Below are 23,362 nucleotides of genomic sequence, written 5' to 3'. Positions count from 1 at the left end.
TCCGGCTCCGCCGGGCCGCTTGCGGCCGGCCCCTCGGGGGCAGGGAGCGCCAGCGACCGTGGGGCTCGCATTTCAGAAGAACCCGAGCGCCTTGTCGCTGTAGCTGACCAGCAGGTTCTTCGTCTGCTGGTAGTGGTCCAGCATCATCTTGTGGTTCTCGCGCCCGATGCCCGACTGCTTGTAGCCGCCGAACGCCGCGTGCGCCGGATACGCGTGATAGCAGTTCGTCCACACGCGCCCGGCCTGGATGCCGCGGCCCATGCGGAACGCGGTGTTCATGTCGCGCGACCACACGCCCGCGCCGAGTCCGTACAGCGTGTCGTTGGCGATGGACAGGGCTTCCTCCTCGTCCTTGAACGTCGTCACCGACACCACCGGGCCGAAGATCTCCTCCTGGAAGATGCGCATCTTGTTGTGGCCCTTGAACACGGTGGGCTTGACGTAGAAGCCGCCCTCGAGGTCGTCCTTCAACATGTTGCGCTCGCCCCCGATCAGGCACTGCGCGCCTTCCTGCTTGCCGAGGTCGAGGTAGCTCAGGATCTTCTCCAACTGCTCGCTGGAGGCCTGCGCGCCGATCATCGTCGACATCTCGAGCGGGTTGCCCTGCTTGATGGCCGCGACGCGCTTGAGCGCCTTCTCCATGAACTGGTCGTAGATGGACTCCTGCAACAGCACGCGCGACGGGCAGGTGCAGACCTCGCCCTGGTTCAGCGCGAACATCGCGAAGCCTTCGAGCGCCTTGTCGAAGAAGGCGTCGTCCTTGCTCATCACGTCGGCGAAGAAGATGTTGGGCGACTTGCCGCCGAGTTCCAGCGTGACGGGGATCAGGTTCTGGCTGGCGTACTGCATGATCAGGCGGCCGGTCGTCGTCTCGCCGGTGAAGGCGATCTTGGCGATGCGCTTGCTCGATGCCAGCGGCTTGCCGCACTCGAGTCCGAAGCCGTTGACGATGTTGAGCACGCCGGCCGGCAGCAGGTCGCCGATCAGTTCGGCCAGCACGAGGATGGACACGGGTGTCTGCTCCGCGGGCTTGAGCACGACGCAGTTGCCCGCGGCCAGCGCCGGCGCGAGCTTCCACACGGCCATCAGGATCGGGAAGTTCCACGGGATGATCTGGCCGACCACGCCCAGCGGCTCGTGGAAGTGGTAGGCGTAGGTGGTGTCGTCGATCTCGCTGATGCCGCCTTCCTGGCCGCGCACGCAGCCCGCGAAGTAGCGGAAGTGGTCGATGGCCAGCGGGAGGTCGGCGGCCATGGTCTCGCGCAGCGGCTTGCCGTTGTCCCAGGTCTCCGCGTTGGCGAGCAGCTCCAGGTTCTGCTCCATGCGGTCGGCGATCTTGTTGAGGATGTTGGCGCGCTCCGTGGGCGAGGTCTTGCCCCAGGCGGTCTTGGCCGCGTGCGCGGCGTCGAGCGCGCGCTCGATGTCCTCGGCCGTGGAGCGCGGGATCTCGCAGAACGCGCGGCCGGTGATGGGCGTGATGTTCTCGAAATACTCGCCGTTGGTCGGCGGCACCCATTCGCCGCCGATGTAGTTGCCATAGCGCTTCTTGAAATTGACGGCGTAGCCGAAGCGGCCGGGTTCTAGCATGTCCATTGCTGTCTCCATTGGGTTTGACGTCCGGAATGCGGCCCGTGGCGACGCGCGCCGCAGGCATGGGCGATGCCGACATTGCGAGCCGCGGCGCGGCCTGTCAAGGACGCCGGGAAAGGCCGCGACGGCGTCATGCCGTCAATGTGAACGCCAGGAAACGGACACGCGCGGGGCGCATGATGTCGCGCCCCGCGACGTCGTGTCGGATCTCGTCACGCGGCGGCCGGTGGCTCGGCGTCCGGTGCCGGCGCCAGCTTGTCGGGAGCCGGCTGCGGCCCGGTCAGCGTCATCAGGATGTCGGCGTACCAGGCGCAGTTCAGGCCCAGCGATTCGTCGAGCACCTGGTCGCGGTCGCCCATGTCCAGCCGCGCCGAGTGCACGCCGAGCAGAAGCCAGGGCAGCGCTGGATTGCGGGGCGGTACGGCCGGATCGCGCATCACCACCGGCGCGCCGCTGGCGCCGCGGTGCATGCGCGCGTCGGTCAGGAAGTAGCCCTGGCCCTGGAAGCGGATGCCGAACGACGACGCCACGATCGCCTGGCGAACCACCGGCAGATGGTGCAGCGCGTCATGGAAGCCGAGCGGAAAGCCCGACACCAGCAGCGTGGCGCCGACGCCGATGTCGTCCGCGTGCCCGGCGAGCTGCGCCGGCGTGAAGGCGCGCAGCAGGACTTGCGCCGGCAGCTTCGTGCGGTCGAGTTCCAGCACCGCGATGTCGACCTCGCCGCCGGAGTCGCGACCCTGGCGCCAGACGCTGCGGCCATTGGCGTACAGCGGGATCGAGAAGCCGGTGGAGCGCGTCAGGTCGACGCCGTCCAGGTGCAGCTCGATCTCGATCCGGTCGGGCAGGTGCTTGTTGGCCGCGTCGATGACGACGTGCCGGCTCGTCACCAGATACAGCCGCTCGTCGCGCTCGAAGAAGAACCCGCTCGCGTTCGTCTGCAGCAGCGGCCCGAGGAAGGTGGAGACGCGCGCGGTGGCGAGCAGGAGCGGGTCGGCGGTGGTCATCGTCCACAATAACACCGGCCCCGCACCCCGATTGCCCGAGGCGCCGAATGCTGACCCTGCTCCTCCTGACCCTGGCCGTGGCCTACATCGGCTTCTGCATCGTGCTGTACACGACGCAGCGTTCCTTTCAATACTTCCCGACGGCCCGTCGCCTCGGCACGCAGATGGCCGGCACGTTCCAGAACGGCGACACGCTGCTGCAGCTGACGGTGCGGCCACACGCCGGTCCCGGCGCGGTGCTGTATTTCGGCGGCAACGGCGAGGACGTCTCCAGCAGCGTCGCGCCGCTGATGGCGGCCTTCCCGGAGCGCGAGATCGTCATGCTGCACTACCGCGGCTACGGCGGCAGCGCCGGGCGTCCGACCGAGGCCGACATCACCGCCGACGCCGCCGGCCTGTTCGACAAGGTGCACGCGCAGCATCCGGACGTGATCGTGATCGGCCGCAGCCTGGGCTCGGGCGTCGCGGCGCGGCTCGCGAGCACCCGGCCCGTCTCGAAGCTGGTGCTGGTCACGCCCTACGACAGCCTGCTGGGCATCGCGCAGCGCCAGTTCTGGTTCGCGCCGGTGCGCTGGCTGCTGATCGACAAGTACGAGACGTGGCGCTACGTGCCGAAGATCAAGGTGCCGGTGCTGATCCTGCGCGCCGAGCTCGACGAGCTGATCCCCGCCGCCAGCACCGAGGCCCTGCGCGGGCGCTTCCCGGCCGCCCAGGTGCAGTACACGGTGGTGGCCGGCGCCAGCCACAACACCATCATCGACGACCCGACGTACGTGCGCTCGCTGGCGGCCTTCGACGGACAGCCATGAGCGTCGCGCGATACGCGGCGTTCTTGCGCAACGTCAATCTCGGCCGGACGAACAGCCCGACGCGCGACCAGCTGGAGGCCGCCTTCCTGGCCGCCGGCGCCGCGACGGCGCAGTCGTTCCAGGTCAACGGCACGCTGGTCTTCACGCCCGCGCGCGGGACCCGTCCGCGCGCGCTCGCGGCGCGCGCCTGCGAGGCGCTGGCCGCGAGTTGCGGCATGCGCGAGCCCGTCTTCGTGCGCAGCGTCGACGAACTGCGGGCGCTGGTCGCGAGCGATCCGTTCGCGGGACAGGTCGCCGACGGTCGCGACGCCTGCTGCATCAGCTTCCTCGGCGCGCCGCGCAAGCCGCTGCCGACGTTGCCGCTGGCGACACCGCGCGGCGACCTCGAGCTGCTGCGCGCCGACGACACGCACGTGCTGAGCGTCAGCCGCTGGGTCGGCGCGTCGGCCGGCTCGCCTAACGCCTGGCTGGAGCGGACGCTCGGCGAGCTGGCCACGACACGCAACTGGCGCACGGTCGTCCGGCTCGTCGAAAAATATTCCTGAATCGACGGAATCTTTTCCGTCGAGCAGCGCTCAGATCCCGCCATGACGATGACCAAGTCCCGCAATCCCGGCCTCGACACGCTGCGCGCCTGCGCCATCGCGCTGGTGTTCATGTACCACTACGAAGTCTTCGTCAGCCGCGCGCCCACGTTCGGCTGGCTCAGCGACATCGGCTGGGTGGGTGTCGACCTGTTCTTCGTGTTGAGCGGCTACCTGATCGCCAACCAGCTGTTCGCCGGCGTGGCGCGCGGACAGGCGCTATCGCTGCCGCGCTTCTACGCGCGCCGCGCGTTCCGCACGCTGCCCGTGTTCTGGCTGGTGCTCGCCGCGTTCGTGCTGTTTCCCGCGGCGATGGGCGGACGCCCGCCGCCGCCTTGGTGGCGCTTCCTGACCTTCACGCAGAACATCGGCCTGCAGCCCGGCACGGCGTTCTCGCACGCCTGGTCGCTGTGCGTCGAGGAGCAGTTCTACCTCGTGCTGCCGGCGATCCTGGCGCTGGGCGCCTGGCTCGCGCGCGGGCGCGTGACGCTCACGCGCGCGCACGGCTGGGCGCTGATGGGCGCGCTCGTCGCGGTGGGCGTCGTTGCGCGCTGGGTGCTTTGGCAGAAGTTCGGCACGCCCACCGACGGCCGCGGCGACGGCTACATGTCATGGGTCTACTTCGACACGCTGTGCCGCTTCGACGAGTTCATCCCCGGCGTCGCGGTGGCGATGCTGAAGCACTTCCATCGCCCGGCCTGGGATCGCCTGATGGCGCGCGGCGGCCTGCTCTCCGCCCTCGGCGCCGTCGCGAGCGTGGGCATGCTGACCGCGGCGTATCTGTTCTACGACAACGGCCACGGCTGGGGCTTCTTCATGACCGCCTTCGGCTACTCGCTGATCGCGCTGGCGTTCGCCATCCTGGTCGCCGCGGCGCTGAGTCCGACGGCGCGGATGCTGCGCTGGCGCATCCCCGGCGCCGACAAGCTGGCGCTGTGGTCGTACTCGACCTACCTGTCGCACAAGCCGCTGGCGTACTTCATCGCGCAGCAGCTGAAACCGTTGGGGGTATCCGACGGCGCGCGGTTGGCGATCATCACGCTCGCGTGCGTCGCGATGGGCGGCCTGCTGTACAAGCTGGTCGAGGCGCCGTTCATGGCGCTGCGCGACCGGCTCGTGCCGTCGAACTTCCGCGACGACGCAAGCACGCCGCCGCTCGCGGTCGACGCCGTCAGCCAGCCAGCCGGCTGAAGTCCATCACCCAGTTGGTTTCCCACGGGCCGTCCGGCGCGCCGTCCTGGCCGATGGTGGCGAAGTCCTGTGACCAGCGCGCGCGGTCCGGGCCCAGGCGCTCCCACAGGAAGCGCGCGCGCACCGTCCTGCCGCCGTCCTCGTCGGTACCGAGGAACTCTCCGCGATCGCCGTTCCAGCCGCCGCTCACCGGCGCGCTCAGCTTGCCGTCGCGGCTGCTGACCCAGTAGATGTTCCAGCGTCGGGCGGCGACGTCCAGCGTGCGGAAGCTCAGGCCGCCGGCGCCGAGGTCCGTGAACACGTTGTCGTCGACGGAGACCAGGCCACCCAGGTGGCTGAAGGCCTGCGTCGTCGCGTCGAAATGGATCCACTCGGTGCAACCGACGTGGCGTTCGCGCAGCCGGCGGTTGGCGATGTGCCAGCGGCCGACGAGGAAGTCGAAGTCGTGGGGGCGTCCGATGAAGTCGGTGGTCATGGTGTCTCAGCCTTCGATGGAGTGACGGCGGCGCAGCGCCGAACGGGGGGTGGGCGCGAGGCGCAGCTGCTGCGGCTCGCCGGAAAGATGGGCGCGCCATTCGGCGCGTTCGAGGCAGCCGGAAGACCGCAGCAGCGTGGCGTGGCGTTGCTGCGCGGCCTCGTCGTCGAAGCGCGTCAGCCAGGCAATGACGGGTTCGTTCTCGCGCACCGGAAGGCGCGGGAAGTTGTTGGGCGCCGGCTCGGTGACCCAGCACGCCAGCAGGTCGCCGCCGACGCCGACCCACCACGGATGGACGCATTGGTCGAACGCGTGCACCAGCGCGTCGTCGGCCGGCTTCAGCAGCGGGCAGACCGTGATCGTGAAGACGCCGCGAGCGGTCGGCGCGGCGCCGACCGGCGGTCGCGGCTGCAGTGCCGCACGCAGGCCCTGGTCGCCGCCGAGCGGACGCAGCAGCAGCACGTTGTCGCTGTCGACCATCGTCGCGTTGGCGGTCTCCCGATTCGCCTGCCACGCCGGCCCGCCATAGAACGCGGTCAAGGCGTCGGCGCGCGCGGCCATGTCGGCGAAGCCGCGCAGCCAGACGAAGCGGTCGGGGTTGTCGAGGTCGCGGAAGGTGCCGACGATGCGGGCGCCGACGTCCTCCTGCGGCTCGACGAACTCGCGTTCGAACAGCGCGATCAGCGTGTCGCGCCGGCCCGGATGAAGCGTGTACTGGCGCAGCTCGAGCACGGCGAGCGCCTCGGTGACGGCGGTGGAAGACATGGCGGGGACTCCTGCGTGTTGGTCGATGGAGCCATGTTCGCCGCCAATAGTTGACAAGGCATGGCATATATTTGAGGCACACTGCGATTCATGCGTGCCAGCCGCCTCCTGTCGCTCCTGATGCTTCTGCAGACGCGCGGCCGCGTCAGCGCGCAGGTGCTGGCCGAGGCGCTGGAGGTCTCGGTGCGCACGATCCATCGCGACGTCGACGAGCTCAGCGCCGCCGGCGTGCCAATCTGGGCCGACCGCGGGCGCCTCGGCGGCTTCCAGCTGCAACCAGGCTGGCGCACCAAGGTCGACGGCCTGACCGCGCCCGAGGCGCAGGCGATGTTCCTGGGCGGACTGCCCGGGCCGGCGTCCGAGCTGGGCCTGGGCGAAGCGATGGCGTCGGCGCAGCTGAAGCTGCTCGCCGCGCTGCCGGACGGCTGGCGCGAGGACGCCCGCCGCGTCAGCGCGCGCTTCCACCTCGACCCGATCGACTGGTACCGCGGCCCGTCGGCCACCGACCACCTGCCTGCGATCGCGCAGGCAGTCTGGGGCGAGCGCCGCGTCGCGCTGCGCTACGAGAGCTGGAAGGGCGAGGTGTCGCGCCGGGTCGATCCGCTGGGGTTGGTGCTCAAGGCGGGCATCTGGTATTTGGCCGCGCAGGTGGGCAACGGGGTGCGCACCTATCGGCTGTCCAACATCCTCGATCTCGAGATCGGCGACGAGTCGTTCGAACGCCCGGCCGGCTTCGACCTCGCCGCCTGGTGGCAGGCATCGACGAAGCGTTTCGAGAAGGAGCTGGCAGTGGACACGGCGCAGCTGCGCGTGTCGGCCCTGGGCCTGAAGGCGCTGCGCGATCTCGGCGCCGCGGTGGCGCAGGCAGCCGAGGCGTCGGCCTCCGCGCCGGACGAGTCAGGCTGGCGGCGCGTGACGATCCCGATCGAATCGATCCCGCACGCCGCCGCCCAGGTGCTGCGCCTCGGCGCGCAGGCCGAGGTGCTCAAGCCCGCGGCCTTGCGCCGCGCGCTGGTCGAGCGCGTGAGCGCCATCGCGGCGCTCTACGCGGACTGACTTGAATCAGCAGTCGCCGTCGCCGGGGCTGGTGCCGCCGTTCTGGATCTCGGGGTCGACGCTGTGGTGCTGGCCCGTCGTGGCGTTGACCACGGTCACCGTGTAGTCGATGGTGTCGGCCACCTTGTTGCGGTCGTACAGCGCGGCTTGCCTGTCGCTGATCGTCCACGAGTCGTAGGGGAAGTCCTCGACGGCCTGGTCCAGCGTGATCGCGTTGGCGACCGGGAAGCGGAAGCCCGGGGTGTTCAGCGTGAACACGAGCAGCGCGTGCTTGGTGTCCTTGATGATGGGGGCCGGGTTCGGGTTGCAGTCGATGGTGACGGTGCCGTCGGTGTCGACGTTGACATCGACCGAGACTTGAACGACACGCTTGGGGGTATGCATGGTGGGTTCCCTTGATCAGGGCCTGGCCGCTCCCCCCGCCTGCTGCGTCGGCCCGAGTCGTTGTTGAAGATCGGCAAAGGCGGGGTGCCGATAGGTCGTGCGCACCACTCTATCGGCCCAGGCGCGTGCGTCTTGAGGGCTGCCGAGCCGAAGATCCGCCTGTCCCACCAGCGTCATCGCCGCTGGAAGCAGATGTTCGGCCTGCGGGCGCAGGCGCGCGGCGGCGTCGCGCCAGGCGGCCTCGGCTGCCTGCGGCTGGCCGGTGCGCTGCAGCAGGTCGCCCAGGGTGATCTGCGCGTCGGCGACCGTCAGCATGTTCTCGGCCGGAATCTCGCTGCCCTGTTGTTCGTAGCTGGTCACGTTGGCCATGTACGCGGCGAGCGCGGCTTGAGCGGCCGCCGCGTCCGCGGGCGAGGCGGCGAGGCGCGCCTGCAGGATGGCGACGCGGCCCCCGTGGCCGAGCCGCCAGACGCGCTTCGGGATCGGCCGCGTCATCAGGCCCGCCAGCGTCGCCTGGGCGCTGGCGAGCTCCGTGCGCGCGCCGGCGACGTCGCCGAGGTCGGCCAGCGTGGAGGCCAGCGTCAGGCGGCCACCGACGATCTCGCTGAGGTTGTCGGTGTTCTTCGGGTCGAGCACCGCGAGCCGGTTCAGCTCCGCGATGGCGGCGCGACCCATCTGCGCCGCTTCGTCGAGCCGTCCGAGGCAGCGCAGATAGACGGCGATCTCGACGTGGCCGTTGGCGATCAGGTACTGCACGTCCTGGTTCTTGTCGGCGTCGGGCGCGCGCTCGGCGGCGGCGATCTTGGCGTTCTCGTCGGCGATCGCCTCGCTGTAGTGGCCGAGCGACGCCTGCGCGCGCGCGCTCCAGCCGATGGTGTTCGCGTTGCTGACGATGTCCTCCGGGTGTGTCTTGACGAGCTCCGCGATCTGCGCGCGCGCCTGCGTGGACAGCGCGAGCGCCTCGTCGGCGCGCCCGAGATCGAGCAGCACGATCGCGACGTTCTGCCCGGCGAACACGCGCTCCAGCAGCCAGTCGTGGTTGTCCGGCTGCACCTTGACCATGCGCTGCGCCATGTCGTCGTAGCGCCGGAACGACTCCTCGGCGTCGTGCAGCCGTCCGCCCTGCCACGCGGCATACCCCACGTAGTACTCGCTCTGCGACTGGTCGAAGATGCGCTGGCCGTCCTCGGGATGGCGCGCGAGCAGCTCACTGGTCGTGGCCGCGGCCTGGGCGAAGTCCTTCTGCGCCTCCTTCATCTTGCCCTGCCGCGCGGCCAGGTCGCCGATCAGGTGCAGCGCCCGCGCGCGGCGGCCGAGCGAGTCGGCGTCCAGGCTGCCCAGGTCCTGCGCGGCGTAGTAGTCGAGCGCCCTGGTGCCGACGCCATCGAGCACGTCGAGCCGGCCGACGGGCTGCAGCTTCTTGCGCAGGTCGCCGATCATGTACTCGATCAGCCCTTCCGCCTGCACGCGCTGCGCCTGCGCCTCGCGCGCCTGCCACAGCGCGACGCCCACGCCCACGCCGAGCGCCATCACCGCGGCGGCGGCCATCGCGACGCCGGCGCGGTGGCGCTGCACGAACTTCGTCGCGCGGTAGAGCGTCGAGTCCGGCCGCGCGGCGATCGGCTCGTTGGCGAGATAGCGCCGCACGTCGTCGGCCAGTTCGGCGGCGTTGGCGTAGCGCTCCGGCGGCGACTTCTTCAAGGCCTTGGCGACGATGGTCTCGATGTCGCCCTTGACCTCGCTGGAGACCTTGCGCGACTCGGACGACCAGCGCGTCGTGGGCCCGCCGCGCCGCAGCACGGCCTCGGACAGCCGCCGGGGCACGGTCTCGATCACCGAGCGCATGCGATCGAGCGGCGCGCCGGTGGGGGTGGCGGTCGGATGGTCGCCGCCCAGCAGGATGTACATCAGCACGCCGAGTGCGTAGACGTCGGTGGCGGTGGTCACGTCGCCGCCCTGCAGCTGCTCGGGCGCCGCGAACTCCGGCGTGAACGCGTTGCCGACGCGCGCGGTCAGCGCGGTCTGGTCGGCGCCGGCGTCGTCCAGCAGCTTGGCGATGCCGAAGTCCAGCAGCTTCACGTCGCCGGCCTGCGTCACCAGGATGTTGGTGGGCTTCAGGTCGCGGTGAAGCACGAGGCGGTTGTGCGCCTGCGCGACGGCGGCGAGCACGTCCAGCATCAGGCGCAGGCGCGCGGCCACGGGCAGCTCGAGGCGGCGGCAGTAGGCGTCGATCGGCTCGCCGTCGATGTACTCGAGCACGAGGTAGGGCTGCGCGCCGTCGGCCATGACGCCGGCGTCGAGCAGCCGCGCGATGTGCGGGTGCGACAGGCGCGCGAGGATGCTGCCCTCGCGCTCGAAGCGCGCGGCGTCGCCCTGGCCGAACAGGCCGGAGCGCAGGAACTTGATCGCCACCTCGCCCTCGTAGCGGCCGTCGGTGCGGCGTGCCAGCCACACGGTGCCCATGCCGCCGTGGCCGATCTCGCGCACCAGCGTGTATGGGCCGATCGCCTGGCCGGCAAGGCCGCCCGGCTTGGGCAGCGCGGACGTCGGCATGAACTCGCCGCGCTCGATCGCGGGCAGGTGCTGCAGCATCGCGGCGACGGCGTCGGCCAGCGGCGGATCCTGCGCGCGCAGCGCGGCCAGGCGCGCGTCGCGCTCGTCGTCGGGCAGGTCCAGCAACTCGTCCAGCAGCGGCGAGAGCTTGCTCCAGGTCTCCTTGCCGACGCTCATGTCATGAATTCAGCGACGAGGAAAGGAACAGCCGCGCCTTGGCCCAGTCGCGCTGCACCGTGCGCTCGGTCACGCCCAGGATCGCCGCGATCTCGAGCTCCGACAGGCCGCCGAAGTAGCGCAATTCGACCACGTCGTGCAGGCGGCGGTCGGCCACGGCGAGCTGCTGCATCGCCTCGTCGACGCGCAGGATCTCGTCGTCGTGGCGCGAGAGCGAGTCGCCGAGGGCGGTGTTGAGCGTCACGTGCTCGAACTCGCCGCCGTGCTTGGCGGCCTTGCGCGCGCGCACGAAGTCGACCACCACCGAATGCATCACGCGGGCCGCGTAGCCCATGAAGTGCTGCTTGTCGGCGAAGACGGCCTCGCTGGCGCCCTGGAAGCGCAGCCAGCTTTCGTGCACCAGCGCCGTGGTGTCCAGCATCGTCATGTTGCCGGATCGGCTCATGCGGCTGTGGGCCAGGCGCTGAAGGTCGGCGTAGAGCAGGGCGAACGCCTGGTCTGCCGCCTGGCGGTCGCCGGCGGCGGCCGCCTTCAGCAAGGAGGTGATGTCGGACATGGGCTTTTACGTCTCGGGCTGGTCGAGCCCGCATGCCCTGACTTTAACTCGCCGTTACACATTTATTTTGCCGGGCGCTGTCGGGTTGCGCGACCGCTTCACGTTTTATTCAACGAGGGGTGGTGTTTCGGGAGGAAGGGAGGCCGGAGGGCCGATCCGGGGTGCCGCCCCTCACCCCAGGAGACGCCGCCGCCGAGGGCCGTCGAGGCCATTGAACCGCGAGGAGCCGCCCTTGATGTCGCCCACCCGTCCCGAACGCGAGGAAGACGCCAGCCATCCCGGCCCGGTGGATCGTCCGGCCGTGGTGCCGCGCGTGACGCCGGTCGCCGGCCCGTCGGAGGTGCAGGCGCGGCTGGAGCTGCACCTGTCGCAGTGCCGCCGGCGCGGCGGCGTGCTGGCGCTGCTGTGCGTCAGCGTCGACTCGGTCGAGCGGCCGGACGGCGAGGTCAGCGCCAGCATGGAGCGGCGCGTACGGCAGGAGGTATCGAACCGGATCGGCAACGCCGTGCGCGGCAGCGACGCGATCCTGCGCGAGAGCGACCGCGACACCTGCGTCGTGATGCCGGGCGCGGACTCGGGCGTCGCGGACCGCGTCGGCCGCCGCCTCGAGCGCCTCGTCAACGGCGACTATCGCGTGGCGGGCGAACTGCTGCAGGTGGCGGTGCGCATCGGCGCCGCGGCCCATCCGGCGGACGGCACGCGGGCGCAGGAGCTGCTGCGCAAGGCGGCCGACCGCGAGTAGGTCAGTGCGTGTGCGTCGCGCCGTCCAGCGCGTCGGCCACGAACCTGGCCGATCGGCGCAGGTTCAGCAGCGCCTTCTCCCGGTCGACGGCCATCGGGCTGGCGCTGAGGCAGCACAGCGTGCCGTAGACGCGGCCGTCCTTGAGCACGATGGGCGTCATCACGTGGCCGCGCAGGCCGGCGAGCAGTCCGCGCGGCGCGATGTCTTCCTCGAGTTCGTCGACGTCGACGATGAACTCGGGCAGCCTGCCTTCGAGCACGAGGCGGCAGTAGGTGCGCTCCAGCGGCACCACCTCGCCGACGTTCATCGGCATCGCGCCGCTGGTCTCGCCCACGCGCGTCACGCGCGCGCCGTCGATCAGCTCGGCGACGAACACGGCATCCACCTTGAGCATCCTGCGCAGCAGCTGCAGCGCCTTCAGCACGGAGGCGTCGACCAGCGGGTCGCAGGATTCGGCGGTGGCGACGAGCAGGTCCGACGTGCAGACGGTGACTTCGTCGGGAGGCATGGTGTCGAGCAGGTGGGCCATGGGGACTCGGGGGTTCGGCGGTTCGAGGCCGGACTATCGCGCGCGTGCCCTGTAGGGAGGTCTCGACGCCGAGGTCGCTCGTGCCGAACTGCGCACACGGCGGTCGCGCCGATGCGCGCAAGCCACACCGGCTGCCGGGACGTCACGGCGTCTCGAACTCGACGACGCCCGCCAGCGTCTCTCCGCCGCCGTAGGTGCGCATCACCTTGGCGATGACGACCCGGTAGCCGGCCAGCCAGTTCGACTGCGCCGCCTTGGCCTGGAGATGCGCCGGGTGCGACATCAGCGCCTGCAGCGCGTCCAGCGACGACCAGTAGTAGACGTTGGACACGACGCCGGTCGCCGCGTTCTCCCACGACTCCTCGCCGAGATACCCCGGCAGGTCCTTCGCCGCGGCGGCGATGACCTGGTCGAGGCTGTGGAACGCGTCGTCGAATTGCTTCTTCGCGAAGATGAAGGTCGAGGAATAGATCAAGGTGCGCACCAGTGGGTCGGGCGCGCAGGATAGCTCAGCGCGGCGGCCGGCTGACGATGCCGCGCAGAGAGCCTTCGAAGAACGGCCTCGCGCGCCACGCGCCGTGGCGGCGATCCCATTCGCCCGAAGCGAGGTCGGCGCCCAGCCGTTCGACGATGCGTGCCTGCACCTCGTCGGACACGAAGCTCCAGGCCGACTGCGAGCGCCGCACCGCCGGATCGAGGAAGGCCTCGGGGCGCGCGTAGAACGCCTCGGAGAAGCCGTCGACGCAGTCGATCGGGATCGGCAGCACGTGCACCTCGCAGGCGCCGCCGAGCGTCTCGACCAGCGTCGCGATCGGCGGATAGCGGCGGCGTTCCACCGCCAGCATCTCGGGCGCGTAGTCGGCCAGCCAGTAGCGGTCGAGGGCGTCGCCGTCGAAGGTCAGGACGACGATGGGCCCGCGCGTCACCCGGCGCAGTTCGCGCAGGCCTTGCGCGAGATCGGGCCACTGGTGCACGGTGACCAGCGCCATCGCGGCGTCGAAGGACTGGTCGTCCAGCGGCAGCTTCTCGGCGACGGCGTCGACGGCGGGCGTCAGGTGCGCCGGGCGCTGCGCGCGCATCGCGGCCGAGGGCTCGATGGCCAGCACGTGGCGATCGGTCGGTTCGTAGGAGCCCGCGCCCGCGCCGACGTTGAGGATCGTGCGCGCGTCGCCCAGCTGGGCGTGCACCCAGGCGGCGAGCCGGGGGTCGGTGCGGCGCTGGCGGCCGTAGCCGTGGCCGTGGGTGGCGTAGTCGACGTCGCCGGCGAGGGTCGTGGAGGTCATGTCGTTGAAGGAGAGTGAGGATTCCGGGGGCTCAGCACGACAGGTCTTCCGCGAAGCGGGCGCCGTCGGCGGCCGCCAGCGCCAGCGCGCCGGCGTGCGCGGCCAGCTGCGTGCCGTTGGCGAAGCGCAGCGTCAGCTCGATCCGGCCGGAGAGCGTGGCGGGCAGGGCGGGGCGGGCGATGTCGTGGCCGTCGTGGCGCAGGTGGCCTTCGGCGAGCTTGCCGAACGCGTGCGACGGGTCGCCGGCGAGCGTGGCGTCGGCCAGTGCCAGCGTGACGCCGGGCAGCCAGCCGCGCGCGCCATCGGCGTCGCGCACCGACGCGGCCGCGAAGCGCAGGCGCACGGTGGTGCCGTCTGTCGCGATGTCGCGAACCTCGGAATCGTGGAATTCGAGGGTGAAGCGCATGCGGGCGATTCTGCCCGACGCCTGCCTCAGAGGTTCTCGTGGTGCCCGCGCGCGCCGCGCTTCCAGTACGCTGCGGCGCGGATCGATTCGCCGGGATGGCCCTTGACCTCGACCAGCTCGCGCCGCAGCGCCGCCATGCACGCCGCCTCGCCGGCGCACCAGGCGTAGCCGTCGCCCTCGGGCAGCGCCAGCGCGCGGACGGCGGCGAGCAGGTCGGCGTCCGTCGCGAACCAGGTGAGATCGACGTCGGCCGCCGACTCGAACTCGCGGCGATCCGCGGCGTCGGCCGCCTGCAGGATCACGACCGCCCGGGCGCCGGCGGGCAGTTCCTCGAGACGGCGCGCGACGGCGGGGAAGGCCGTCTCGTCGCCGACCAACAGGTGCCAGTCGTAGTCCAGCGGCACGATCATCGAGCCCTTCGGGCCGCCGATGGCCAGCGTGTCGCCGACCTTCGCGTGCGTTGCCCATCCGGCGGCCGGGCCCTCGCCGTGCAGCGCGAACTCGATCACGAGTTCGCGGGCGGCGTTGTCGAAGCGGCGCGGCGTGTGGTCGCGCCGGGCGTCGCCGATGAAGACCTTGACGTGGTCGTCGAACGAGGCGCTGACGAAGTCGGACAGCGACTCGTCGACGAAGGTGATGCGGCGGAATTGCGGCGTCAGCGGCTCGACGGCCTTGACCGTCAGCTCGCGGCGCTTGAGTTCGTGGCGCACGCGTTCGACGCGGCGCAGCGTGGTGGGGCTGTTCATGAAGCGGTTCTCCGGAAACCGCGCGATGCAGCTGGTTTCGATATGGTTGACAATGTCATCGATCATGCAGAAACAAGTAGACAATGTCAACCATGTGGACTCTTCGTCCGCGGCGGATGCCGTGATCGAGCTCGTCCACGTGGTGATGCACCAGTTCCGCTCGCGGCAGTTCCAGGCGCTGCGCGACGGCGCGCACGACGTCACGCACATGGAGGCCAAGGTGATGGGCTTCTTCGCCCACCGTCCGGGCGCGACGCTGAGCGACCTCGTCGTGCACAGCGGCCGCGACAAGGCGCAGCTCGCCAAGCTCGTGAAGGGCCTGCGCGAGCGCGGCCTGCTGGCGGCGGAGTCGGACGCCACCGACCGCCGCAGCGTCCGCCTCAGCCTCAGCGCGGCGGGCCGGGCGGCGCAGCACGCGATGCGCGCCGAGGGACGGGTGCTCAACGAGCGGGCGCTGGCCGGGCTCAGCGCGAAGGAGCAGGCCCAGCTGGTGGACTTGCTGGGGCGCGTGAAGGCCAATCTGGACGCACCGGACTGACGCGAGACGGGCCGCCTTCGCCGACCTGTGGAAAGAAACACACCTTCGCGGGCAGGGGCTTGCGTTGGCGAGCGGATGACGTAGACTGGTGATTCATACAGTACCACTGGTCGGCACGGCTTTCTGCTCGTCATGGACACGCGGCGCAAACTCATCATCCTGGCGGACGCGGCCAAGTACGACGCGTCCTGCGCGTCCAGCGGCACGTCCCGGCGCGACTCGTCGGATGGCTTGGGACTCGGCTCGACCGAGGGCGCCGGCATCTGCCACAGCTACGCGCCCGACGGCCGCTGCATCTCGCTGCTGAAGGTGCTGCTCACCAACTGGTGCACCTACGACTGCCTGTATTGCGTCAACCGCGAGTCGAGCAACGTCGAACGCGCGCGCTTCACGGTCGACGAGGTCGTCGACCTCACGCTCGATTTCTACCGCCGCAACGTCATCGAGGGCCTGTTCCTCAGCTCGGGCATCGTGCGCTCGCCCGACTACACGATGGAACAGGTGATCGAGGTCGCGCGCCGGCTCCGCGAGGTGCACCACTTCCGCGGCTACATCCACCTCAAGACGATTCCCGATGCGAGCGACGAGCTGGTGCTCAAGGCCGGCCGCTACGCCGACCGCCTGAGCGTCAACATCGAGCTGCCGACCGCCGACGCGCTGCGGGCGCTGGCGCCCGAGAAGGAAAGCGCGGCGATCAAGCGCTCGATGGCGCGCATCAAGCTGCAGCAGGACGACCATGCCGACGGCATCGCCAAGCGGGCGCGTTCCATGCCGGCCGCCGCCGCTAAGCCCGTCGCGCCGCCGCGCTTCGCGCCCGCGGGGCAGAGCACGCAGATGATCGTCGGCGCCGACGCGTCGGACGACCGCACGATCCTGCAGACCAGCGCCACGCTGTACGGCGCCTACCGCCTCAAGCGCGTCTACTACTCGGCGTTCAGCCCGATCCCGCACGCCTCCGACGCCCTGCCGCCGCGGCCCGCGCCGCTGATGCGCGAGCACCGGCTCTACCAGGCCGACTGGCTGATGCGCTTCTACGGCTTCGCGCAGGACGAGATCTGCACCGACGACGGCATGCTGTCGCTGGACGTCGACCCCAAGCTCGCCTGGGCGCTGGCCAATCCGGCGCAGTTCCCGATCGACCTCAATCGCGCGACCCGGGAACGCCTGCTGCGCGTTCCTGGCCTGGGCGTGCGCTCGGTGGAGCGGCTGTTGATGGCGCGCCGCGCGCGCAGCGTGCGCCGCGCCGATCTGGACCGCTTGCGCGTGCCCGTCGCCAAGGTGTTGCCCTTCGTGGCTTTGCCCGATCACCTGCCCAAGGACGGCGACCGCCTGCCGCTGCGGCGGCGTGCGGAGTCCGACTCGGGCGCCGGTGCGGGCGAGCGCCAGTCCGACCTGTTTGCCTGAAGGTGATGCCATGGCATTGCCTCGTTCGTTGTACGCATTGATCGTGTTGGTTTCGCTGTTGTCTGCCTTTGTCATCGTCTGGGCGCGCGAGTGCCCGTGAAGGAGTCGTGATGTCGATGTGGTTGTCCAATCAGTCCGTGAGCGTTGTCCTGCTGGTGACCGGTGGCCTGCGCGTGGTGCAGCATGGCGCGCTGTCGCTCGTGAGTCCGTCGACGCTGCGCCGGGCGCAGTCGCAGTTCATGCGCGTGGTCACCGTCGTCGCCGGACACTGAACGCGCGGCGGCCCTGCTCGGATGCGCCTGTCCATGGCGGCGATCACCGTTCGCCTCGACTCGGTCGTCGACTGGCCGGGCTTCGCGCGGGCCGTGCGGGCGTTGCGCGCGGAAGGCGTGGCGCCGGAATGCGTGCGTTGGCGTGTCGACGGCGACGACGGCGGCACGCCTGACCTGTTCGAGGCCGGCGACGTACGCCGCGCAGGCGCGATGTCGGGCGATGCGGCGATGTCCCTGCCCCGGACGTTCGTCGATGCCGCGCGCGAGGTCTTCCTGCATGCCGACCCGCGGCGGCTACCGCTGATCCATCGCCTGGCCGCGCGCATCGCGGACGATGCGCGCGCCTGGGCCGATCCGCTGCACGAGGATCGCCTGCAGTTCGAGCGCCTTCATCGAGAGGTGCGGCGCGAGATCCACAAGATGCATGCGTTCGTGCGGTTCACCCGGGTCGAAGTCCCGGAGCTCGCGGAGGACGGCGAGGACGCGGCTCGCGACGGCGTGGCGAGCGCGGCGTCGGTCCGCCACGTCGCGTGGTTCGAACCGGTACACCACGTGCTGGAAGCCGCGGCGCCATTCTTCGCGCGCCGCTTCGCGACGATGCGCTGGGCCATCCTCACGCCGCGGGCCAGCGTCGAATGGGATGGCCGCGCGCTGTCGTTCGGCCCCGGCGCGCGGCAGGAGGACGCGCCCGCCGCCGACGCGGGCGAGGCCTTGTGGCTGGCCTACTACCGCAGCATCTTCAATCCCGCCCGCGTGAAGGTGGCGATGATGAAGAAGGAGATGCCCGTGCGCTTCTGGAAGAACCTGCCGGAGGCGGCCACGGTGCCCGAATTGCTGGCGCAGGCGCCGCGGCGCGAGCAGCGCATGGTCGACGATGGCGGCGTCGCGCGAACGCGGCGTCGCGGACAACTCGAGGCCACCGAAACGACGACGGCACCCACCGGCGTACCGATGTCGCTCGACGGGCTGGCGCGCCAGGCCGCGCGTTGTCGCGACTGCCCCGGCGCCGACTCGGCCACGCAGACCGTCTTCGGCGAAGGCGAGCTCGGCGCCCGCGTGATGCTGGTCGGCGAGCAGCCCGGCGACCAGGAGGACTTGCGCGGCAAGCCGTTCCAGGGCCCGGCGGGCCAGTTGCTGCGCGGCGCGATCGCCGAGCGGGGCTGGCCGTCGTCGGCGCTCTATCTCACCAACGCGGTCAAGCACTTCCATCACGAACTGCGCGGCAAGCGGCGCATCCACAAGACGCCCGGCCAGCGCGAGGCGATGGCCTGCCTGCACTGGCTCGAGGCCGAGATCGAGGCGCTGCGCCCGCGGGCCATCGTGGCGCTCGGCGCGACGGCGGTGCGCAGCCTGCTGGGAAGCGACGTCGCGGTCACCGCAAACGAGGGCCGATGGCTGCCGCGTCCCGACGGCACGCCGGTGCTGGTGTGCCTGCATCCGGCGGCGATCCTGCGCGCGGAGCCGTCGCGGCAGGCGTCGATGCGGCAGCGATGGATGGCCAGCCTCGCCCAGGCCGATCGCTACGTGATGGAGCGCGTGGATGAACCCGGCGTCGCGCCTGCCTGACCGACGCGTCCGGTCGATGGGTTGTCGCCAGGCCGTGTCGTTCGTGACGCCGGCCTGGCCGGCGCGCGGCCAACGCCATGCGATCCCGGCGTGATCAACATCAGACGACTCGCTGCGGCACGCCACGCGCGACGTGCAGGGTTCGACCAGTTCGACCAGCGACGCCACGCCGCCAGCAGCCGCCGCGCGAATCCTGCCTGCCCGCGCGGCCATCGCCTGCAGCCGATCTGCCGGCGAAGCCCGCGCGGAGCGCCGTGGCGCGTCGCGGCGCGACGTGTCCAGGCGCGCAGGAATTCGAGCCGGCGATAGCGGGCCTGCAGCCGCACGTCACGGTTCATCGCGTCGACGAGGCGAAGCCGCGCGCCGTCGTCAAGCTCGCCGTCGGCGAGCGCGCTCAGGAGCTCCCATTCCGCGTGTCCCTGCATCGTCGTCTCCTGCCGTCGTCATCGACGGGCGTCGCGATGAAGACTCGCGCGAGGGCCGCGATATTCCCGCCGTCGTCGAAAGACGCTGACGCCGTCACCGACTCTGCGGCGCGCGAAATATCGGCGAGACATCGGCGGTATCTCGAGGGAAGGCCACGCGGTCTTCACGGCTGGCGAGACGTGTTCGCCGGCTCCCTCCGGACAACCAAAGGAACCGACATGAAAACCCTCCAGACCTCGCTCGCTCTCGTCCTCGCCTCAACGTTCGCCGCAGGCGCCGCGCACGGCCAGACGCCGCTGACCCGCGAACAGGTCAAGGCCGAATACCAGGCAGCGGTCCGCGCGGGCGACATCCTGGCGCCCGGCGACTCGGGGCTGAAGCTCAACGAGATCTACCCGGATCGCTATCCCAAGGCGGCCGAGGAGCGCAAGACGCGTGCGCAGGTGGTCGCGGAATACCAGGCGGCCGTGCGCAGCGGCGACATCGTCCGCAGCGGCGACCTGGGCCTGAAGGAGAACGAGCTGGATCCGCAACGCTATCCCGCCAACGCCGTGGCCGCGGGCGAGACGCGCGAACAGGTGCGCGAGGAATACGCCGAAGCGGTTCGCACGGGCGACATCCTCGCCCCGGGCGACAGCGGCCTGAAGATGAACGAAGCGTTCCCGCAGCGCTACGCCAAGGCGCGTGCGAACGGCGTGGCACCTCGGACGCTGGCCGCCGCGATGCCGGCTTCCGGTGCGGCCACCGCCGCGCAGTGAAGCCTGCGGCATCCTGACTCGATCCACCCACTTGCGCCTGCAGCCGGACCCGCGTGATCCGCTGCAGGCGCCTTGCGTCGTGGGCCCGAAGGACTCGGACGCCCGACGACCCCGCGCCTCAGGCGCCGAGGTACCGGTCGATGCCCTGCAGCGAGGGCACCGCCATCGCGGCGGGGTGCGTCGATCCCTCGACGCGGCGAGCCTCGACCCCGCCCGGCATCCAGGCCTCCGCGCCGGCGTGACGCAGCAGGTCGGTCGAGAGGACGATCTTCTCTTCTTGTCGCAGCACCGCCTGTTGCAGCCCTTGGGTCTCGCGCACCGCGGGTCCTGCGGCCACGCGTTGATGCGGCACTGCGCCGTCCACATCGCTCAGCGCCGCGATGCCGACGTGCACGCAGATCCCGAACTCGGGCCGCGCGCCGAATTGGCGGGCGCAGACGTCGGCCAGCGTGTCCAGTGCCTGCTCGATGGCGCGTGCCGCCAGCAGCGCCTCGCGACACGCCTGGTCGGGTCTTCCTGCAACGCCGAACGCCAGGGTGACGCTGTCGCCGGTGATGTTGCAGATCGCCGCCTTTCGCGCGTGCGTCGCGCTCTCCACGCTGCGCCGGAACCGGGCGACGAGGAACACCTCGTCCTGGGCCAGCATCGTCTGCGACAGCGCGTGGAAGTTGTTCCAGCGGACGCAGGCGAACGCGAGCGCCTTCTCGACGGCCGGTGCGCTTGCCGCGGGATGGCGGCCTGTGCCCGCGGGAGCGAGCACCGGGATGACCGCCACGTCGCCGGTGGGCCGCAGCTGGCACGCCAGCCGGACGTCCGGCGCCGCATGGATACGGCGCAGCGTGGCGCTCTCCATGTCGCCGGGCGCGGGGCAGTGCGCGTCGCCGTCCACGATGCGGACGCGGCATGTCGAGCAGCGCGCGCGCCCGCCGCACGCGGCCACGTGGGGCACATGGTGGCTGCGGCTCGCCTCGAGCACCGACCACCCGCGCGGCACCACCGCCGACCGCTCGGGATAGCGGATGCGCACCGTCGAGCCCGCGCGCCGCTCCTGCCACGACCGGCCCCAGCGCGACACGAACACCAGCGCGCAGGCGCCGGCATAGACCCCGAGGACGGCCTGTCGGACGCTCGCCAGCACCGGCTGGCTGGCGCGCGTCGGCGTCACGGCGGACAGCGCATGCATGACCGCGGCCGTCTGCAGCTCGCGCGCCATCGCCAGGAACCCGAGCGCGCCCAGCACCGGCAGCAGCAGGGCCAGCGCGAACAGCACGGGCCGCAGCCGCTGGTACGTCGGCCGCCGCACCAGCGCGAAATGGACGCCGATGCAGCCATGCAGCCAGCCCGGCACCAGCAGCGCGAGCTGGCGGCCCTGGCCGTCGGCGGCCAGCAGCGAGCCGATCACGCGCGAGTAGGCCGTCGACTCGCCGTAGATCTGCCACGCCAGTCGCGTGCCGACCGCATGGCCGATCAGCAGCGTCGGAATGCCGAGCCCGAGGAAGACGCGCACCAGGTCGGCCGGGGCCATGCGCAGCGTCCGGCGCGCGTAGATGGCGTCGAAGGCGAGCGCGAGGTGGATCGCGAAGGCGCCGTACAGCAGCACGCTGCCGAAGCCGCCGTGCCAGAACGCCGCGGCGATGGCCAGCGCGCGCTCGGCGACGTCGAGCGAGACCAGCCCCAGCGCATGGTTGGCCAGGTGCAGCGCGATGTAGCCGAACAGCAGCAGCCCGCTCGCCAGCCGCAGGTCGCGCCTCGACAGTCCCGTCCTCGCGCTCGGCTCCATCCCGGTTCCTTCTTCCAGAATCGCCGTCAGCGCCGGCGCCGCGTCCGCGATCTTGCCCCGATGCGCGCCCCTGCCCAAGAAAGGGCTTGCGATGGATACTTGCGCGCGTTCCCGGGAATTCCCTCGAAGTCGCTTGCCCCAGCATTCCTGTCATGTATCGGGAATAAACCATCGCCTCGCCCGGTCAAGTGAGGAAGAAAGGTTCGCCCCATGAACGATGAAGAGAACTGGCGGCGCTTCGAGCTGCTGGCGATGCCCCATCTCGACGCCGCCTACAACCTGGCGCGCTGGCTGACCCGCGACGACCACGACGCCCAGGACATCGTGCAGGACGCGACGATGCGCGCGATGCGCTACATCCAGGGCCTGCGCGCCGAAGGCGCCCGCGCCTGGCTGCTGCAGATCGTCCGCAACACGTACTACACGTGGCTGAAGACCAACCGGCCGTCCGAACGCGTCATCCTGGACGACGCCGACGACGCCTGGCAGGACTTCCCCGCGCCCGCGGCGGACGAGCCGCACGTCATCGCCCTTCGCAGGTCGGATCGCGAGCAGCTGAACGCGGCGATCGCGGCGCTGCCGGTGGCCTATCGCGAGGTTCTCGTGCTGCGCGAGCTGGAGGACTTCTCGTACAGCGACATCGCGCGCATCGCGGAGATCCCGATCGGCACCGTGATGTCCCGCCTCGCCCGGGCGCGCGGCCTGCTCCGCGTCGCCCTGACGCCCAAGGTCCGACCGCTCCTGCACACCGTGCCTGTCAGCGCCAGTGGGGGTGCCCAGAAATGAATCAACTGAACGAACACGAACGCATCGGGGCCTTCATCGACGGCGAGCTCGACCTGTCCGACCAGCTCGAGATGGAGCGCCGCTACGAGGCCGAGCCGCAGTTGCGCCAGCAGGTCGACGAGGCGCGCGCGCTTCGCGAGTCGGTCAAGGAGGCGTCGTACCACGCCGCGCCCGACGCACTGCGCCAACGCCTCCTTGCGCAGATGGGTCGCGCGGCGGCGCCCGCGCCTGCCGCGGCGCCCGCGCCTCGCAAGGCCGGGCGCTCGCTCGGCGAGGTGCTGGGCGAGTGGTTCGCCTGGAAGCCGATGGCCAGCGCCTTCGCGGTGGCGGGCGCGGCGGCGTTCTTCGTCAACATGTCGGCCTCGCACTCGTTCGCGGAACAGCAGCTCGAGGACGACGTCGTCGCGAGCCACGTCCGCTCGACGCTGGGCCAGCATCTCGTCGACGTCTCGTCGTCCGACCACCACCAGGTCAAGCCCTTCCTGTCCACCCGGCTCGGCTTCTCGCCGCCGGTCAGCGAGCTGCAGCTCACGGGCTCGGAGTTCCTGGGGGGGCGCGTCGACTACCTCGATGGCCGGCCCGTCGCGGCGCTGGTCTACAAGCAGGGCCCGCACGTGGTCAATTCGTTCATCTGGCCGACCAAGGCCGCGGACGGCAAGCCGGCCTTCTCGCAGGAAAAGGGCTTCCGCACCGCGCACTGGTCCTACGGCGGCATGGCGCACTGGGTCATCTCGGACGTCAACGCCGAGGAGTTCCAGACCGTGGTGCAGGCGATCCAGCGCGGCGACGAGCAGCGCTAGCGGGCGGGTCTCCTGGCCCGCGTTTCCCAAGGCCGCCCGCGCGGCCTTTCTTTGGGTCATCGGCGGTTTGCGGGTGGCATTGTTTTTGCCCGCGCTGCGCGCCGGCGGTTGCTGGCTCGCGGATCTTCAGCGGCAGGGAGAGCAGGGGCCTCATTTTCCGGCGCCTCGGGCATCTGACT

General features: G+C 70.8%; 26 protein-coding genes. 12 read left to right on the top strand and 14 right to left on the bottom strand.

All coding sequences use genetic code 11. The features are described from left to right. Positions 1 to 72: 72 nt before the first annotated feature. A complete protein-coding gene (adh, locus tag LPC04_RS05605) occupies positions 73 to 1,593 on the bottom strand; it encodes an aldehyde dehydrogenase (RefSeq protein WP_275681194.1) in 1,521 nt (506 codons plus the stop codon). 209 nt (positions 1,594 to 1,802) lie between these two features. Then, positions 1,803 to 2,597 (bottom strand): S1 family peptidase, encoded by a 795-nt coding sequence (locus LPC04_RS05600; protein ID WP_275681193.1) that lies wholly within the window; start codon positions 2,595 to 2,597, stop codon positions 1,803 to 1,805. A 47-nt stretch (positions 2,598 to 2,644) separates the two neighbouring features. Between LPC04_RS05600 and LPC04_RS05595 the strand changes: the two genes are divergently transcribed. The 3 genes from LPC04_RS05595 to LPC04_RS05585 are packed head-to-tail and all read left to right on the top strand — an operon-like array spanning position 2,645 to position 5,181. Continuing rightward, on the top strand, positions 2,645 to 3,406 hold the full coding sequence (locus LPC04_RS05595) for an alpha/beta hydrolase (RefSeq protein WP_275681192.1): 762 nt from the start codon (positions 2,645 to 2,647) through the stop codon (positions 3,404 to 3,406). After that, positions 3,403 to 3,951, top strand: a complete 549-nt coding sequence (locus tag LPC04_RS05590) for a DUF1697 domain-containing protein (RefSeq protein WP_275681191.1) — start codon at positions 3,403 to 3,405, stop codon at positions 3,949 to 3,951. Before LPC04_RS05595 ends, LPC04_RS05590 begins: the two co-directional genes overlap by 4 nt. A gap of 42 nt (positions 3,952 to 3,993) precedes the next feature. Continuing rightward, positions 3,994 to 5,181 (top strand): acyltransferase family protein, encoded by a 1,188-nt coding sequence (locus tag LPC04_RS05585; protein WP_275681190.1) that lies wholly within the window; start codon positions 3,994 to 3,996, stop codon positions 5,179 to 5,181. Here LPC04_RS05585 and LPC04_RS05580 read toward each other — a convergent pair. Both LPC04_RS05580 and LPC04_RS05575 read right to left on the bottom strand, forming a co-directional pair. Beyond that, on the bottom strand, positions 5,162 to 5,656 hold the full coding sequence (locus tag LPC04_RS05580; protein ID WP_275681189.1) for a hypothetical protein: 495 nt from the start codon (positions 5,654 to 5,656) through the stop codon (positions 5,162 to 5,164). The two genes, LPC04_RS05585 and LPC04_RS05580, sit on opposite strands and share 20 nt — an antisense overlap. Positions 5,657 to 5,662: 6 nt before the next feature. After that, on the bottom strand, positions 5,663 to 6,421 hold the full coding sequence (locus LPC04_RS05575; protein ID WP_275681188.1) for an NIPSNAP family protein: 759 nt from the start codon (positions 6,419 to 6,421) through the stop codon (positions 5,663 to 5,665). A gap of 90 nt (positions 6,422 to 6,511) precedes the next feature. Between LPC04_RS05575 and LPC04_RS05570 the strand changes: the two genes are divergently transcribed. Then, a complete protein-coding gene (locus tag LPC04_RS05570; RefSeq protein ID WP_275681187.1) occupies positions 6,512 to 7,477 on the top strand; it encodes a helix-turn-helix transcriptional regulator in 966 nt (321 codons plus the stop codon). Positions 7,478 to 7,483: 6 nt separating this feature from the next. Here LPC04_RS05570 and LPC04_RS05565 read toward each other — a convergent pair whose 3' ends face one another. From LPC04_RS05565 to LPC04_RS05555, 3 genes are read right to left on the bottom strand one after another with little or no spacing between them, the layout of a single operon-like run. Then, positions 7,484 to 7,861, bottom strand: coding sequence for a hypothetical protein (locus LPC04_RS05565; protein ID WP_275681186.1), 378 nt, complete (start codon positions 7,859 to 7,861; stop codon positions 7,484 to 7,486). Between the two features lie 15 nt (positions 7,862 to 7,876). Further along, positions 7,877 to 10,591, bottom strand: a complete 2,715-nt coding sequence (locus tag LPC04_RS05560; protein WP_275681185.1) for a serine/threonine-protein kinase — start codon at positions 10,589 to 10,591, stop codon at positions 7,877 to 7,879. A 1-nt stretch (position 10,592) separates the two neighbouring features. Continuing rightward, positions 10,593 to 11,147: an ECF-type sigma factor gene (locus LPC04_RS05555; RefSeq protein ID WP_275681184.1), complete on the bottom strand. Its 555-nt coding sequence runs from the start codon at positions 11,145 to 11,147 to the stop codon at positions 10,593 to 10,595. A 235-nt stretch (positions 11,148 to 11,382) separates the two neighbouring features. Between LPC04_RS05555 and LPC04_RS05550 the strand changes: the two genes are divergently transcribed. Beyond that, positions 11,383 to 11,889, top strand: coding sequence for a diguanylate cyclase domain-containing protein (locus LPC04_RS05550; RefSeq protein WP_275681928.1), 507 nt, complete (start codon positions 11,383 to 11,385; stop codon positions 11,887 to 11,889). 1 nt (position 11,890) lies between these two features. Here LPC04_RS05550 and LPC04_RS05545 read toward each other — a convergent pair whose 3' ends face one another. From LPC04_RS05545 to LPC04_RS05525, 5 genes are all read right to left on the bottom strand, one after another. Continuing rightward, on the bottom strand, positions 11,891 to 12,418 hold the full coding sequence (locus LPC04_RS05545; protein WP_275681183.1) for a GAF domain-containing protein: 528 nt from the start codon (positions 12,416 to 12,418) through the stop codon (positions 11,891 to 11,893). Between the two features lie 142 nt (positions 12,419 to 12,560). Next, positions 12,561 to 12,890: an antibiotic biosynthesis monooxygenase family protein gene (locus LPC04_RS05540; RefSeq protein ID WP_275681927.1), complete on the bottom strand. Its 330-nt coding sequence runs from the start codon at positions 12,888 to 12,890 to the stop codon at positions 12,561 to 12,563. A 37-nt stretch (positions 12,891 to 12,927) separates the two neighbouring features. Beyond that, positions 12,928 to 13,701 (bottom strand): class I SAM-dependent methyltransferase, encoded by a 774-nt coding sequence (locus LPC04_RS05535; RefSeq protein WP_275681182.1) that lies wholly within the window; start codon positions 13,699 to 13,701, stop codon positions 12,928 to 12,930. A 31-nt stretch (positions 13,702 to 13,732) separates the two neighbouring features. After that, positions 13,733 to 14,107 carry a hypothetical protein gene (locus LPC04_RS05530; protein ID WP_275681181.1) on the bottom strand — a complete coding sequence of 125 codons (375 nt, stop codon included), beginning with the start codon at positions 14,105 to 14,107 and terminating at the stop codon, positions 13,733 to 13,735. A gap of 26 nt (positions 14,108 to 14,133) precedes the next feature. After that, positions 14,134 to 14,853 (bottom strand): siderophore-interacting protein, encoded by a 720-nt coding sequence (locus tag LPC04_RS05525; RefSeq protein ID WP_275681180.1) that lies wholly within the window; start codon positions 14,851 to 14,853, stop codon positions 14,134 to 14,136. Positions 14,854 to 14,947: 94 nt separating this feature from the next. On the opposite strand from LPC04_RS05525, the gene LPC04_RS05520 reads away from it, so the two are divergent. From LPC04_RS05520 to LPC04_RS05505, 4 genes are all read left to right on the top strand, one after another. Continuing rightward, positions 14,948 to 15,391: a MarR family winged helix-turn-helix transcriptional regulator gene (locus LPC04_RS05520; protein ID WP_275681179.1), complete on the top strand. Its 444-nt coding sequence runs from the start codon at positions 14,948 to 14,950 to the stop codon at positions 15,389 to 15,391. Between the two features lie 132 nt (positions 15,392 to 15,523). Then, positions 15,524 to 16,795 (top strand): putative DNA modification/repair radical SAM protein, encoded by a 1,272-nt coding sequence (locus LPC04_RS05515; RefSeq protein WP_275681178.1) that lies wholly within the window; start codon positions 15,524 to 15,526, stop codon positions 16,793 to 16,795. 137 nt (positions 16,796 to 16,932) lie between these two features. Next, the gene (locus LPC04_RS05510; RefSeq protein WP_275681177.1) at positions 16,933 to 17,067 is read left to right on the top strand and encodes a hypothetical protein; all 135 of its coding nucleotides are present in this window, start codon (positions 16,933 to 16,935) and stop codon (positions 17,065 to 17,067) included. A 33-nt stretch (positions 17,068 to 17,100) separates the two neighbouring features. Further along, positions 17,101 to 18,633, top strand: coding sequence for a UdgX family uracil-DNA binding protein (locus LPC04_RS05505; RefSeq protein WP_275681176.1), 1,533 nt, complete (start codon positions 17,101 to 17,103; stop codon positions 18,631 to 18,633). Here the strand turns inward: LPC04_RS05505 and LPC04_RS05500 are convergent. Continuing rightward, entirely contained in the window at positions 18,588 to 19,058 is a 471-nt protein-coding gene (locus tag LPC04_RS05500; RefSeq protein ID WP_275681175.1) for a hypothetical protein, read from the bottom strand. The genes LPC04_RS05505 and LPC04_RS05500 overlap by 46 nt on opposite strands. Before the next feature lie 219 nt (positions 19,059 to 19,277). On the opposite strand from LPC04_RS05500, the gene LPC04_RS05495 reads away from it, so the two are divergent. After that, entirely contained in the window at positions 19,278 to 19,817 is a 540-nt protein-coding gene (locus LPC04_RS05495; RefSeq protein WP_275681174.1) for a DUF4148 domain-containing protein, read from the top strand. 118 nt (positions 19,818 to 19,935) lie between these two features. On the opposite strand, the gene LPC04_RS05490 is transcribed toward LPC04_RS05495, so the two are convergent. After that, a complete protein-coding gene (locus LPC04_RS05490) occupies positions 19,936 to 21,597 on the bottom strand; it encodes a 2Fe-2S iron-sulfur cluster-binding protein (protein ID WP_275681173.1) in 1,662 nt (553 codons plus the stop codon). 210 nt (positions 21,598 to 21,807) lie between these two features. On the opposite strand from LPC04_RS05490, the gene LPC04_RS05485 reads away from it, so the two are divergent. Further along, positions 21,808 to 22,383, top strand: coding sequence for a sigma-70 family RNA polymerase sigma factor (locus tag LPC04_RS05485; protein ID WP_275681172.1), 576 nt, complete (start codon positions 21,808 to 21,810; stop codon positions 22,381 to 22,383). Beyond that, complete coding sequence (locus LPC04_RS05480; protein ID WP_275681171.1) at positions 22,380 to 23,183, top strand: anti-sigma factor family protein; 804 nt, start codon at positions 22,380 to 22,382, stop codon at positions 23,181 to 23,183. Before LPC04_RS05485 ends, LPC04_RS05480 begins: the two co-directional genes overlap by 4 nt. Positions 23,184 to 23,362 lie beyond the last annotated feature (179 nt).

This window comes from Scleromatobacter humisilvae (genome assembly GCF_023231945.1).
GTDB lineage: Bacteria > Pseudomonadota > Gammaproteobacteria > Burkholderiales > Burkholderiaceae_C > Scleromatobacter > Scleromatobacter humisilvae.
The sequence above is the reverse complement of the archived record's forward strand: the minus strand, read 5'-3'. Positions and strand labels throughout refer to the sequence as shown.

Excerpts from the sequence above, each read along its gene's own strand:
- LPC04_RS05500 (WP_275681175.1), bottom strand. The coding sequence starts at position 19,058 with ATGCAGGGACACGCGGAATGGGAGCTCCTGAGCGCGCTCGCCGACGGC.
- LPC04_RS05530 (WP_275681181.1), bottom strand. The coding sequence starts at position 14,107 with ATGCGCTTCACCCTCGAATTCCACGATTCCGAGGTTCGCGACATCGCG.
- LPC04_RS05525 (WP_275681180.1), bottom strand. The coding sequence starts at position 14,853 with ATGAACAGCCCCACCACGCTGCGCCGCGTCGAACGCGTGCGCCACGAA.
- LPC04_RS05580 (WP_275681189.1), bottom strand. The coding sequence starts at position 5,656 with ATGACCACCGACTTCATCGGACGCCCCCACGACTTCGACTTCCTCGTC.
- LPC04_RS05495 (WP_275681174.1), top strand. The coding sequence starts at position 19,278 with ATGAAAACCCTCCAGACCTCGCTCGCTCTCGTCCTCGCCTCAACGTTC.
- LPC04_RS05595 (WP_275681192.1), top strand. The coding sequence starts at position 2,645 with ATGCTGACCCTGCTCCTCCTGACCCTGGCCGTGGCCTACATCGGCTTC.
- LPC04_RS05575 (WP_275681188.1), bottom strand. The coding sequence starts at position 6,421 with ATGTCTTCCACCGCCGTCACCGAGGCGCTCGCCGTGCTCGAGCTGCGC.
- LPC04_RS05480 (WP_275681171.1), top strand. The coding sequence starts at position 22,380 with ATGAATCAACTGAACGAACACGAACGCATCGGGGCCTTCATCGACGGC.
- LPC04_RS05550 (WP_275681928.1), top strand. The coding sequence starts at position 11,383 with ATGTCGCCCACCCGTCCCGAACGCGAGGAAGACGCCAGCCATCCCGGC.
- LPC04_RS05585 (WP_275681190.1), top strand. The coding sequence starts at position 3,994 with ATGACGATGACCAAGTCCCGCAATCCCGGCCTCGACACGCTGCGCGCC.
- LPC04_RS05600 (WP_275681193.1), bottom strand. The coding sequence starts at position 2,597 with ATGACCACCGCCGACCCGCTCCTGCTCGCCACCGCGCGCGTCTCCACC.
- LPC04_RS05490 (WP_275681173.1), bottom strand. The coding sequence starts at position 21,597 with ATGGAGCCGAGCGCGAGGACGGGACTGTCGAGGCGCGACCTGCGGCTG.
- LPC04_RS05560 (WP_275681185.1), bottom strand. The coding sequence starts at position 10,591 with ATGAGCGTCGGCAAGGAGACCTGGAGCAAGCTCTCGCCGCTGCTGGAC.
- LPC04_RS05565 (WP_275681186.1), bottom strand. The coding sequence starts at position 7,861 with ATGCATACCCCCAAGCGTGTCGTTCAAGTCTCGGTCGATGTCAACGTC.
- LPC04_RS05570 (WP_275681187.1), top strand. The coding sequence starts at position 6,512 with ATGCGTGCCAGCCGCCTCCTGTCGCTCCTGATGCTTCTGCAGACGCGC.
- LPC04_RS05515 (WP_275681178.1), top strand. The coding sequence starts at position 15,524 with ATGGACACGCGGCGCAAACTCATCATCCTGGCGGACGCGGCCAAGTAC.
- LPC04_RS05555 (WP_275681184.1), bottom strand. The coding sequence starts at position 11,147 with ATGTCCGACATCACCTCCTTGCTGAAGGCGGCCGCCGCCGGCGACCGC.
- LPC04_RS05545 (WP_275681183.1), bottom strand. The coding sequence starts at position 12,418 with ATGGCCCACCTGCTCGACACCATGCCTCCCGACGAAGTCACCGTCTGC.
- LPC04_RS05505 (WP_275681176.1), top strand. The coding sequence starts at position 17,101 with ATGGCGGCGATCACCGTTCGCCTCGACTCGGTCGTCGACTGGCCGGGC.
- adh (WP_275681194.1), bottom strand. The coding sequence starts at position 1,593 with ATGGACATGCTAGAACCCGGCCGCTTCGGCTACGCCGTCAATTTCAAG.
- LPC04_RS05535 (WP_275681182.1), bottom strand. The coding sequence starts at position 13,701 with ATGACCTCCACGACCCTCGCCGGCGACGTCGACTACGCCACCCACGGC.
- LPC04_RS05485 (WP_275681172.1), top strand. The coding sequence starts at position 21,808 with ATGAACGATGAAGAGAACTGGCGGCGCTTCGAGCTGCTGGCGATGCCC.
- LPC04_RS05590 (WP_275681191.1), top strand. The coding sequence starts at position 3,403 with ATGAGCGTCGCGCGATACGCGGCGTTCTTGCGCAACGTCAATCTCGGC.